Genomic DNA, 13,013 nt, shown 5'->3' with positions numbered 1-13,013 from the left:
CTTTATAAACTGGATAGGGGAGATACTATTGGTAAAAAATCAAAAATTGAGTGTAGGTATTATTGGTGTAGGACGAATGGGCTTTCCAATGGGGAAACATTTACTTAAGCAAAACTTTCCCCTTTACTTATATGATCCTGATGTTGAAAAGCTGGTTGAATTAGAAAAAATGGGGGCTCAAATAATGAGCTCTCCAAAAGAACTAGCAAGTCAGGTTGACGTTGCTATTGTTATTACAGGTTTTGCAAACCAAGTTGTTGATGCGTTAACAGGAGAAAGCGGTTTCTTTGAAGGGGCAAGGGCTGGAACAATTGCCGTAATCAGTAGCACAATTAGTCCAGAATTAACAAGGTCTCTAGCTGAGCAGGGATCTGAAAAGGACGTTAATATTTTAGATGCGCCTGTTGCACGTGGTGAAAAAGGTGCAATTGAAGCAAATTTATTATGGTTTGTTGGTGGCGATTCCGAAGTGCTTGAAAGAGCTAAGCCTGTACTCTCTGCATGTGGTCCAGATATTCACCATCTAGGTGGACTTGGAGCTGGTCAGGTTGGAAAAACAATTAATAATATGTTGCTTTGGGCTTGTCTTGTCGCAGATCATGAAGGGTTAGCATTGGCTGAAAAGTACGGTGTTGAAACGGAGAGTCTACGTCAAGCTTTATTAATCTCTAGTGGGAAAAACTGGGCACTTGAAAATTGGGAATTCATGAAGAATATTCCTTGGGCGCAAAAAGATATGGGCATCGTATTAGAGATGGCCGATTCTGTTAGATTAAGCATGCCTATGGCTGGTTTCATAAAAGAAAGAGTAAAAGTACATCAATACGAAGCTGGTTTCTAATAACTAATCGTTTTATTCAACTAATAAATGGTGGTGTTTTTATGAATCAATATTTAATATCAACAGATACAGGTGGAACCTTTGTGGATATTGTGATTAGTGATAATGAGGGGAACTTTTTCTTTGCGAAAGCACCTTCAAATCCAAAGAATCCCCCAGAAGGTATATTGGCTGGAATCGAATCAGCCGCCGAACAACTTGGTGAAACGGTCCCCTCCATTTTATCAAAAACAAAAATGGTATTTAATGGTACGACTGTAACTACGAATGCAATGCTTGAATTAAAAGGTGCACGCACTGGTTTGTTAACTACAAAAGGGTTTGAAGATACGCTGTCAATTGCTCGTGTTCTTGGTAGAACTGCTGGCTTTGACGAATCGCAATTATTAGACTATCGCCATGCTGATCCACCAGTGCAAATTGTACCTCGAAAATGGGTTAGAGGTTTAAACGAACGTATCGATGCATATGGCAACGAGGTCGTTTCCTTATCACTTGAGGAAGCTGAACAAGCTGTTGATGAATTGGTTAAAGAAGGAGTAGAAGCAATAGCAATTTGCTTGCTATGGTCATTTCGGAATTCAATACACGAAGAGAAAGTTAAAGAATTGATCGAACAAAAATACCCTGACATTTATGTAGTGGCATCAAGTGATTTAGTGCCGATTATTCGGGAATTTGAACGATCGAATACAACGGCTATAAATGCATATCTTGGACCGATTTTTCATAACTACGCTGATAGTTTACAAAAAAGATTAATTGAGGAGAATCACCTTAAAGAGCCATTAGTCATGCAATCGATCGGTGGATTGGCTACTGCAGAGGAAATTAAAAAAGTCCCTATCACAACATTATTATCGGGTCCTGTTGGAGGGGTAATTGCTAGCCAAAAACTAGGTCAACTTTTAGGTGAAGAAAATTTAATTACAACGGATATGGGAGGAACTAGCTTTGACGTTGGGTTAATTTTGAACGGACAGCCAGTCACTACCCCTGTAACTGTAATGGCAAGACAGTTTGTAGCAATACCAACAGTAGATATTGTTACAGTAGGTGCAGGTGGCGGGAGTGTAGCTTGGCTAAATGAAGTCGGGACATTACATGTTGGACCAGAAAGCATGGGAGCCTATCCAGGTCCAGCGTGTTATATGCGTGGTGGAACATTGCCAACTGTTACAGATGCTGATGTAGTCCTAGGCTATATAGATCCTGATTATTTCCTTGGAGGTAAAATGAACATATCACGAGATAAGGCAGTAACAGCTATTAAGCGTCATATTGCTGATCCAATGGGAATTAGTGTAGAAGAAGCTGCATCTGCCATCTATCAAATTGTTAATGCACGAATGGCAGATTTAATTCGAAATACAACTGTCGAGCGTGGTAACGATCCGAGAGATTTTTCAATGTTAGCATTCGGTGGGTGCGGGCCTACACATTGCACAGGTTATGGACCTGATATTGGTGTTCGCCGTATGATCATCCCACAAGCAGCAACTGTCTTTTCTGCTTTTGGCATCGGCCAATCAGATATCCGCCATTCTTATGTCCAATCTTATCCGAAAATTTTACGCGATAGATATGGTGAGGTTGATACTTCTATTGTACCTGAAGTCCAAACTATTTTAAATCAATTAACTAGCCGTGCAAAAGAACAGATTTCAAGAGATAAACTTAATGAAGAAGGTGTGTTGTTAATTTACAGCGTTGATTTACGCTACCGAAATCAAATACATGAACTCGTAGTACCACTTAAATTTAGTGAAAATTTAAAAAATACAGACTTAAAACAGCTTATCATCGACTTTCAAGTTAGTTATGAAAAGCAATATGGTCATGGAGCAAGTTCTCCAAACAGTGCCATAGAATTGCTTAATCTACGACTAGATATTGTCGCTGCAACAGAAAACCAATTAGAAATAAGACCATTACCGCTTGAAGGTACAGATGGAATCCAAGCTTATTTGGAAGATAAACCAATGTATCAAATTGATTCAAAGAGTTTTAGGGATGTACCTGTATACAAGGCGGAGAATTTTAAACCAGGTAATACCGTTGTTGGTCCAGCTTTAATAGTTTCATATGGCACGACAATACCGTTACACAATGGGCAACAAATGGAAATGGACCGCTATCAAAATCTCATTATTACTGTAGATAGTATTGGTTAAGAAGGAGCGTGGAGTATGAGTTTGAAAACTAATAGTGACTTAAAAAATGATCTAAAATTCATTCCACGGAATGATCCAGTTACATTTGAGGTATTACGTCATCGATTATGGCAAATAAATGACGAACAAGGAAAAACGATTATTAATATCTCTGGTTCACCAGTAGCTTCAGAGGGAAACGATTTCAATGTCGTCCTAGCTGACGCAGAAGGAGAAATCCTTTGTGTAGGTGCTTATATTATCCTACATGTAAGTGCTATTTCAATAATTATTAAAAATGCAATAGCGATGTTAGGCGAAGATATTGAAGAAGGCGATATGTATATGGTAAATGATCCTTGGATGGGAGCAGGCCATCAAAATGATATTTGCATTCTTCAACCTATTTTCTGGAATGGAAAGCGGATTGCTTGGACAGCATCAGTTATCCATCAAATAGATGTAGGAGGTCCATACCCGGGTAGCTGGAACCCAAAGGCAAGATCTGTTTTCGATGAAGCGCCAAGATATCGCTATTTGAAAGTTGTTCGCAATGGTAGATTACAAAATGATGTACTTGGAACATATTTAACAAATTCGCGTTTACCAGATTTGATAGAGCTTGATTTACGTGCTCAAATCGCAGCGGCAAATGTTGTCCGTGAGAGACTATATAGTTTAATAGATCGATATAAGATCAACACAGTTATAAATGCATTTCAGGATATGCTTGATTACAGCCAGATTCTATTTAAACAGCAACTCCGTCGTTTACCGGATGGTGAGTGGTATGGCGAAGACCATTTAGATCATGATGGTTTTGATGAAAAAATATACACGGTTCGATGCCGGTTAATAAAAAAAGGTGAACACTTAACCTTTGACCTTACTGAAACAGACGAGCAAAGTCCTGGCTTTATTAATTGTACGTATGCGGCGGCAATATCCGGAGTTTATACTGCAGTATTTCCTTACTTATGCGAAAAAATACCTTGGAATGCAGGGGTATTTAGACAAATTGATATTAAAGTTAAAGAAGGAACCGTTCATCACGCTAAATTTCCTGCTCCAGTTGGGTTTGGGACAGTTCATGCCTCTATTTGTACTACGAATGCAACAGCAGCTACTTTAGGTAAAATGTTAACCTCAAGTATCAGTTTTAATGAAGAAGCAATGGCCAATTGGTCAGGAGCGGCTTTTGTATACAATTTGTTTGGACGGGATCAGAGTGGTGAACCCTTCGCGACTATGCTGTTAAGTTCCGATTTACAAGGAACCGGAGCGAAAGGATTTGCAGATGGTTATGATGTCGGTGGGAAGCTACTAGCTCCTCGTTCAAGCGTAGCCAATGTCGAATCATTGGAATCTTTATATCCTGTGATGTTTTTGTATCGCAGAAGAACGAAAGATTCTGGTGGGGCAGGTAAGTTCCGTGGAGGGGTATCTGCAGAAACCGCCTTTACACCATATAAAACAAATAAAATAGATTTGACTGTCAATACAAATGGTGTGAATCATTCTAGTTCACCAGGAATATCAGGAGGATTTCCAGGTGGAGGATCTACTGCTATCTTAATAAGAGAGGCCAATCTTCAAGAGTTTTGGAACATAGGTGAACTGCCTATAAGTGTTGAAACAATGGAAAATAAGGAGTTTTTACAAGCAAAATCTGCATTTGAATTAAATGATGGCGATGTTTTTGTTGCTGTTCCTCATGGCGGTGGCGGTTATGGTGATCCGACGGAGCGAGAACCCATAAGAGTATTAGACGACTTTAACAATGGTTTAGTATCAAAAGAACAAGCAGAGCAGGTCTACGGTGTCATTATAAAAAATAAACAGATTGATTTTGAAGCAACTTTGTCTAAACGAAAAGACATTCGTACCGAGAGACTAAAATTAGCTTATATTCAAAATCCATCGTACGTAAAAGAATCAACAGAGCCTAAGAAAGTAGATAGTCATGGAGTGTCACAGCCTTTTGGCGGAATGAGGATTCGTAATCACCAAATCTATTGTCCATGCTGTGATCATGTGATTTGTAATGCAGCCAATGAAGAAACAAAACAACAATTACTGTTAATAAAACGTGAGGTTGGCTCTGGAAGTCCGTGGATTTCAAAAAAATTAAATGGGAATTCACCCTATTTCGAGCTATGGGAGTACATTTGTTCAAACTGCGGGTTATTAATAGCAGCTGAGCAACACCGTTACGATGATTCTAGTGTATGGGACGACTATAAGGTTAATTAAAATTTCTGAAAAAGCATTTGACCTTTTCGAGAGTTTCTAATTAACCAATAAATTAAACGGAGTGATGGAAAATGCGTTTTAAAGATAAAGTTGTGATCGTATCTGGAACTGGACCAAATATTGGTATAGAGGTTGCTAGAACACTAGCTAAAGAAGGTGCAAATGTAGTTTGTGCAGATTACCTGCAAGAAAACGCAGACGCTGCAGCAGATGCTGTTCGTGAATTAGGTAGGGAGGCACTTGCCTTCGCATTAGATATTCGTGATAAAGGAGCAATTCAGTCTGTTGTGCAAGAAACTATTCATAAGTTTGGAAAAGTAGATTCGCTTGTTAATAATGCTGCCATAACAGTTAACAAAGGTGTATTAGAGATAGAAACTAGTGAATGGCAGGATTGTATTGATATTAATTTGACAGGGACTTTCCAATTTTGCCAAGTTGTTGCGAGGTCGATGATAGATCTGAATATTAAAGGTAGTATCGTTAATATTGCATCTACATCAGGACATCGCGGTAGAAAAAATGCGATCGGTTATTGTTCATCCAAAGGAGGCGTGTTAAATATGACGAGAGCGATGGCAATGGATCTTGCGGATTATGGTATTAGAGTCAATTCTGTTTCACCAACTCGAACAGGAACACCGGTTGGTGTAAAACAATTGAATAGTGTACGAACAGCTCCTGAAATTCCGTTAGGTAGAACGGGTGAGCCAATTGATCAAGCGTTAGCTGTTGCCTACCTTGCTTCTGACGAATCAAGCTTTGTTACGGGAATGGATATTCGCGTAGATGGTGGAGCTTTAGCTACATGGGGTGTGCAAGAATATCGTAATGTCTAGATGTAAACATTTCGAGTATCAGTTAGGTAGTGGAGGTGTTTTATGAATGCACGTATCCTAGTGGCTGTAGTAGCAATAGGATTGTCGTTGTTTCACATATATACCGGTGTTTTTGGTTCACTTGAAGCGTACATGCAAAGAATCATTCATTTAGCTTTAGGATTGTCACTACTATATTTAACAATTCTCATACCACAGAACAACAACGGGGCAGTTGATTCTACAACTACCCCAAGGTCCATTCTAGGTTATATTTACAATCGTTATGTACCTGTACTTTTGCTAATCATATTAGTTCTTTCACAAATATACTTGATATTGAATTACGATTATTTGATGGGTGGACGTTTTCCCTATATGACGCCGTTAAGCACTAGTGAAACCTTAATCGGTTTACTAATCGTGTTAATAGTTATCGATGCTACAAAGAGAACGATGGGATGGGGAATGACCATACTTGCAATACTGTTCTTTCTCTATCCTATGATGGGACCTTACCTACCAGGGATTTTCGGGCACGACGGTAAGTCGTTAAGTATGTTTATCGATAATTTAGTTTATACAACTGATGGAATTTATGGTATACCCCTTGGTATTTCAGCGACCTTCCTTATCTTATTTGTTATATTTGCAGCACTTTTAGAAGAAGTTGGGTTTGGGCGCTTTCTATTAAAATTTGCTTCCGGGGTTTCTGGCAAAAGGAGAGGTGGTCCTGCAAAAATTGCAGTACTGACAAGTGCCTTAACAGGTATGGTATCCGGTAGTGCCGTTGCAAATGTAGTCAGCACAGGTTCTTTTAGTATTCCTTTGATGAAACGAATTGGTTATAGCCGTGAATACGCTGGAGCAGTAGAGGCAGCAGCTTCAACAGGCGCTCAGTTTCTGCCACCGATTATGGGTGCACAGGCGTTTATTATGGCACAGTTTACAGGGATCCCGTATTTTCAGATCGCATTATATTCTTTAATTCCAGCTGTCCTTTATTTTGTCGGAGTCTGGATTAATCTTGATGTAGAAGCAAGAAGATTAAACTTGAGAGGGTTGGACGAGAAGGAGATTGGAGATTGGAAATCCGTTACAAAGTCACATCTTCATTTATTAATACCGTTTATACTTCTTGTTTATTTGCTATCAATAGGACGTACACCTATGTTTGCAATTATATACAGTATGTTTGCATTAGTTTTAGTTAGTTTATTTACCAAACATACAAGACTAACTAGGACTAAGCTTGTAAATGCTCTACAAGGTGCCGCAAATATGTCTTTGACAGTTATTGCAGCTTCAGCTGTATCAGGAATAATTATCGGTGCTGTCACGTTAACGGGTTTAGGTGATCGTTTTACAAGTTTTATGATTGATATGTCGGGCGGCAGTTTGTTTTTAGCTTTAGTTATGGCTGCTATAGCTTCCTTAATTCTAGGAATGGGTTTACCTACTATTCCCGCATATATTGTGCAGATATCGATCTTAGTACCTTCTTTAATTGAAATGGGGTTAAACCCCGTTGTAGCCCATTTATTTGCAATCTATTTTTCTTGTATTTCGATGATCACACCACCGGTTGCTATTGCGGCTTTCGCTGCTTCAGCTATTTCGGGAGGTAATGCTTTTAAGACGGGTCTGACAGCTACCAAGGTTGGATCAATTGCATTTGTTGTACCATTTTTATTTGCTTATGAACCAGCATTGTTACTAATCGATACTAACATTTTTGCAATAATCTGGAGCGTAATTAAAGCAATCATTGTTATTTTTGCACTTGCCTTTGCTTTACAAGGCTATTACTTTAATCCTATCAAAAGGCTTTATCGTTTATTGTCGCTGGTAGCCGTAATTTTAATTGTTGCCCCTGTATCTGTATTGATTGATTCAATTGGTTTATTAATTATTATTTTTATTTACATTGATCAATATCGGAATAAGACAAAATTTCAAAACCTTGAAATACAACCTGATCAGTATAAGACGTATCAGAATTAAAAAAATTTACAAACCAGGCCGATACTTTTATTTTTTATTCATATTAAAAGGGAAAAGAAATAGCAGTACGTTTAAATACCACAGTCAAATTGTTGGCTGTGGTGTTTTCGTATTTCCAATAAATATATATCAACCGAAAGTGTATGTAAATTAGAGAATCATGATGGTAACAAAAGGGGAATCTTCTCTATTTTTAAAGATAAGAATTTAGAAGATATTGCTTTCAGATATAGCGGTCAATTTACTCGGGGCAGAGAAGTATTGAATAATATGGGAGGAACTATTTGTTTATAAAGAAAAAATAGCAAAATAGCAAGCGTAATATACATTATACTTTATATATACTGCCCCCATAAAAGTACAGTTTGGAAACGATTAAGATAACATATTAATAAAAATGGATGTACCTCTAGCTGATTATCAATAATGTTTAGGAAGATTTTATTTTGTGCTGAAAATTAATCGAATAGAAATTAATTATCTATGTTTAATAATTATATATTATCAAAAACTAAATGGATCGTTCTTTTTTAGAAATTTAATAAATTTTCTAGTTACTTCGGTTAAAGGTCTGTGATTATTTTCAAATATAACATGATAACAAATCATATCTAAACCTGATTCTGTAGGCACTGTAGTTAATATCTCATTATCTAGCTCTTGTTGAATAACACTTTTCAATATTATACCAGGTATTTTTTGAGATAATACACTCTGTTTAATTGCTTCTGGATTTTCTACTTCCAATATGCACTTCGCTGGGGTCCCTATTTTATGATTAAAATAATCATCTAAAACAAAACGTGAAGGTGATGCCTTCGTTGGTAAAATAAATGTTTGTTTTTCTAATTCTTTCTGTGATAATATACGGCCTGATAAAGCATGATCTTTTGGTACAATAATGACCATTTTATCATCCCACTTAGCAATAGGGCTCATTTGTTTGGGTATCGAGCTAAGTAAATTCATATATAAGTCAGCATTATTATTAAATATTCTTGAGTCTTCACGATTACTAGTGCGTCTAATAGTTAAATAAATTTGGGGATTGTTAACCCGAAATTTAAGGGAAGTCTTGGTTAATAAATAGAGCCCTCCTGTGGAATTACAATCAATCGTAATTTCATACTGTAATTGTTTTAATGATTCCATCTTCAAATGTTCTAGTTTTTCAATCTGCGCCCTTAAACCAGTGGAGTATTCATAGACTTTTTCTCCTAGAGGAGTTAACGCTATTTTCCCTTTAGTCTTGCGAATTAAAATAGGTTGTCCGTAATCTTTTTCTAGTTGTTTTATATTTAAGCTTACTGCAGGTTGCGTTAGATAGAGTTTATCTGCTGCTTTTTGAAATCCACCTTCCTCAACTATTGCACAGAAAGATAAGTATGGTTCTATTCTCATATTTTCCCCTCCCATTAGTGTCACTTATATTTAAGCCCAATTTACTTATTGGACTGTCTATTAATACAATTATATAATTAATTAAAAGTTAAGAATAGTTAAAATAGTTAGAATAATATAAAATTTTATAATCGCGTGATAAGAAATTTAAAACGTTCTTAGACAAAATCCTGAATCTCCAAAACCAGCATCAAAATGAAGGGGGTACTGAAAAAACAATAATATTTAATAAATAGAAAGTTCGTATAACTTTAAGTTGCATATAATTATTGCACTAAGTTAGATGTAAGAAGAAAAAATATTTTTTATATTAATTAGAAGGAGGGAAAGTCATGGAAACTCTTATTGGATTATTAATTCAGGGACTGGCTACAGGCTCATTATATGCACTATTAGCAGTGGGATTTGGACTTATTTATAATGCAACACAGGTATTTCACATAGCACATGGGGCTACTTTTGTGATAGGGACTTATTTTTTCTATACGAGTTATGTCATATTTCAGTCTAATATAGTTGTTTCATTTGTTATCGCTTTACTAGGCAGTGCAATTTATGGTGTTGCATTGGAACGCTTTATTTATCGCCCTTTACGGAACAAGGGAGCATCTATAGTAATGACCCTCATTGCATCATTAGGAATTCTCATACTTACCGAGAATTTAATAGGCTTAATATTTGGTCCGGATACTTATTCTATTTTTTCAGGACCATTACCCACTATTAATATCGGAAATAATTTTATGGTTACAATAACAGATATTTTAGCGATTGTTATTGCAGTAATTGTATTTATAATTTTATACTTTGTGCTTACAAAGTCTAAGATTGGAAAAATGATGCGTGCTATTTCAGATAACCCAGAAATGGCCACCATCGTTGGGATGAATACGAATAAGATCTATACAATTGTATTTGCAATTGGTTCTGCTTTAGTTGCGCTAGCAGCTCCATTACAGGCAATGGCGATTGGTGTCCGCCCCGACCAAGGGTTTTCAATTATGTTTGTTTCAGTTATTGCTGTAATTATAGGAGGTATTGGGTATTTACCAGGAGCTGCACTAGGGGCCTTGTTTTTGGGAATTATCGAATCTCTTTCACTTTGGGTACTACCAAGTTCGTGGAAAACAACAGTTGTCTTTATTGTCATGTTACTCTTTTTAGTTATTAAGCCACAAGGATTCTTCGGTAGCAAAATTGGAACTAGGAGGGCTTAAGTAAATGGAATATTTAGTTCATGTATTAATTATATTTGCTATTTATGCAATTTTGGCGATTTCTTTAGATATGATAGTCGGATATTCCGGAATAATCTCCTTTTCACATGCAGCATTTTATGCAATCGGTGCATATGTTGGAGCAATTTGCTATCTACGTTTTGAATTAAATATGATTGTTGCAATGATCATTGCTTTTGTAATTACAGGAATCGTAGGTGCTATATCATATGTTTTATTGTCACGATTGAAGGAGGATTATTTAATATTATCGTTTTTCGCTTTACATGAAGTTATTATTGGAATCATCCATAATTGGCAAAGTATAACCAACGGTCCTGCGGGATTGTTTGGCATACTTCGTCCTACATTTTTTGGATATACGTTCGTAAGTAATATTAGTTTTCTAGTATTGGTTACAGCTGTTTTAATTATAGTACTGACAATTCTATTACTTTGGAAACGCTCTCCTTGGGGTGTCATGGCACAAGGAGTACGTGATGATGATTTACTCATGTCGACATTAGGATACAATGTTAAACTCATTAAAATTATTAATTTTGCAATTGGTGTTGGATTTGCGGGTATTGCTGGTGTTCTTTATGCCCATTTTGTGGGATACGTGTCTCCTATAGCATTTAGCATTGGTCTAGCCGTAACTGTTTTCACGTTCGTATTTATTGGAGGGCCTGCAAGTCTATATGGACCAATACTAGGTACAGCCTTAATGGTTGCATTACCAGAAATTTTAAGAATCATTGGGATACCTGATAGTTATGCGGGACATCTTCAACAAATAATTTATGGAGTATTGCTAGTGTTGCTGGTCTTTATAAGACCACAAGGATTTTTTGGCAAATACAAGGTTGCATAAAGGAGGGCTGTCGAATGTTGGTGGGGGAAGATTTAAGTGTATCTTTCGGAAGTGTTAGAGCAGTAGATAATGTGTCTTTTTCATGTAAAAAAAATCAGGTTACGAGTCTAATAGGACCAAATGGGGCGGGTAAGACATCATTATTTAATTTAATTTCTGGAATCATAAAGCCTGATGAAGGAACAGTGATATTTAATAATAAAGATGTAACGGATGTTGATATGGAAGAAAAGGCGAAAATTGGTATAGGTCGCATGTTTCAAGATCCTCATTGTTTTTCTGGGTTAACTATCTTTGAAAACGTTGCCATGGGTGCGTTACGAAAAAAAAAGTTCTTACAAAAAGGGAAATCGCTAAATAAACTTACATTAGAGAAAGTAGATTATTATTTGGAAGAAGTTGGCTTGAAGGATAAAAGAAAGGAATTGGCCAATTCCCTAACATTTGGTGAACGAAGATTAATGAATATAGCTCAATTATTATCAGCTGAAATGGATCTATTTTTACTCGATGAGCCTGCTGTGGGTTTAGATGAAAAATCAATAGAGAAAATTGGTGAGATTATATATAACTTAACTAGAACTCATCACAAAACAGTTCTGTTAATAGAACATCACTATGATCTAGTAACCTCCATTTCTGATAAGGTTTTGTTTATGGTTCAAGGTAGTATGGTGGCATCAGGAAAAGTAGAGGAAATTGAAAAAACAAATGACTTAAGAAAGTTATATCTTGGTTAGGGTGGTGAATCATATTGTTACAAATAAAACAACTATCATTCGCTTATGGAGATAAAAATGTATTACACGATATTAACTTGAAGGTAGAGAGTGGTGAAGCCGTTGCGATTATTGGTCATAATGGTGCAGGAAAAACTACTTTGCTTAAGTGTGTTTCGGGAATAAACAAAGGGGGAAGTGGAGACATTCAATTTTTGAATAATCCAATTTCAAATATCCCACCGTATAGTGACAGCCGTAAGGGAATGAGTTATAGTCCTGATCAAAAGCCCATTTTCCCTAGATTAACTGTTCAAGATAATTTAGAGATGGGTGGTTTGAGAGAAAAAAACAAACGAAAATTAGAAGAAAATGAAGAATTGATATATTCCATTTTCCCTAAGCTGTATGAACTTCGTCAAAGAAATGCAGGTGTATTGAGCGGGGGTGAGCGACAAATGCTGGCATTAGGTATTGCGCTTATGAGTTCCCCAAAACTTGTTTTACTTGATGAACCATCTGCCGGATTATCACCACTTCTTGTTGGTCAGTTATTTGAAGCAATTCGAAAAATAAATCATGAGTTCGGAATTTCCTTTTTGATTGTAGAACAGTCAGTCCAATTAGTAGAGGAAGTTGTAAATAAGATTTACGTATTGCAATCAGGGAAGATTTTAGCAGAAGGAACACCTATCGAAATTAAGCAATTGGCATAGGGAAAGATTTGAAAAAT

10 protein-coding genes are annotated in these 13,013 nt (G+C 36.5%); 9 read left to right on the top strand and 1 reads right to left on the bottom strand.

The features are described from left to right. Positions 1-28 precede the first annotated feature (28 nt). The 5 genes from C1724_RS20825 to C1724_RS20805 all read left to right on the top strand — a co-directional run bounded on the left by C1724_RS20825 (position 29) and on the right by C1724_RS20805 (position 8,069). The gene (locus C1724_RS20825) at positions 29-841 is read left to right on the top strand and encodes an NAD(P)-dependent oxidoreductase (protein ID WP_102348690.1); all 813 of its coding nucleotides are present in this window, start codon (positions 29-31) and stop codon (positions 839-841) included. 41 nt (positions 842-882) lie between these two features. Continuing rightward, positions 883-3,015 carry a hydantoinase/oxoprolinase family protein gene (locus C1724_RS20820; RefSeq protein ID WP_102348689.1) on the top strand — a complete coding sequence of 711 codons (2,133 nt, stop codon included), beginning with the start codon at positions 883-885 and terminating at the stop codon, positions 3,013-3,015. Positions 3,016-3,030: 15 nt separating this feature from the next. Further along, a complete protein-coding gene (locus C1724_RS20815) occupies positions 3,031-5,247 on the top strand; it encodes a hydantoinase B/oxoprolinase family protein (protein ID WP_102348688.1) in 2,217 nt (738 codons plus the stop codon). A 71-nt stretch (positions 5,248-5,318) separates the two neighbouring features. Continuing rightward, the gene (locus tag C1724_RS20810) at positions 5,319-6,086 is read left to right on the top strand and encodes an SDR family NAD(P)-dependent oxidoreductase (RefSeq protein ID WP_102348687.1); all 768 of its coding nucleotides are present in this window, start codon (positions 5,319-5,321) and stop codon (positions 6,084-6,086) included. A 42-nt stretch (positions 6,087-6,128) separates the two neighbouring features. Further along, positions 6,129-8,069 (top strand): TRAP transporter permease, encoded by a 1,941-nt coding sequence (locus C1724_RS20805; protein ID WP_102348686.1) that lies wholly within the window; start codon positions 6,129-6,131, stop codon positions 8,067-8,069. Between the two features lie 504 nt (positions 8,070-8,573). Here the strand turns inward: C1724_RS20805 and C1724_RS20800 are convergent. Beyond that, the gene (locus C1724_RS20800; protein ID WP_180994380.1) at positions 8,574-9,470 is read right to left on the bottom strand and encodes a LysR family transcriptional regulator; all 897 of its coding nucleotides are present in this window, start codon (positions 9,468-9,470) and stop codon (positions 8,574-8,576) included. A gap of 332 nt (positions 9,471-9,802) precedes the next feature. Between C1724_RS20800 and C1724_RS20795 the strand changes: the two genes are divergently transcribed. The 4 genes from C1724_RS20795 to C1724_RS20780 are packed head-to-tail and all read left to right on the top strand — an operon-like array spanning position 9,803 to position 12,996. Further along, entirely contained in the window at positions 9,803-10,687 is an 885-nt protein-coding gene (locus C1724_RS20795) for a branched-chain amino acid ABC transporter permease (protein WP_102348684.1), read from the top strand. Positions 10,688-10,691: 4 nt separating this feature from the next. Next, positions 10,692-11,561: a branched-chain amino acid ABC transporter permease gene (locus C1724_RS20790; protein ID WP_102348683.1), complete on the top strand. Its 870-nt coding sequence runs from the start codon at positions 10,692-10,694 to the stop codon at positions 11,559-11,561. A 14-nt stretch (positions 11,562-11,575) separates the two neighbouring features. Beyond that, the gene (locus C1724_RS20785; protein ID WP_102348682.1) at positions 11,576-12,301 is read left to right on the top strand and encodes an ABC transporter ATP-binding protein; all 726 of its coding nucleotides are present in this window, start codon (positions 11,576-11,578) and stop codon (positions 12,299-12,301) included. Between the two features lie 14 nt (positions 12,302-12,315). After that, on the top strand, positions 12,316-12,996 hold the full coding sequence (locus C1724_RS20780; RefSeq protein ID WP_180994379.1) for an ABC transporter ATP-binding protein: 681 nt from the start codon (positions 12,316-12,318) through the stop codon (positions 12,994-12,996). The last annotated feature ends 17 nt before the right edge of the window (positions 12,997-13,013 follow it).

It is taken from the genome of Bacillus sp. Marseille-P3661, assembly GCF_900240995.1.
Classification (GTDB): Bacteria; Bacillota; Bacilli; order Bacillales; family Bacillaceae_J; genus OESV01.
Note: the sequence above shows the minus strand (reverse complement) of the source record. Positions and strands in the feature narration are given on the sequence as shown.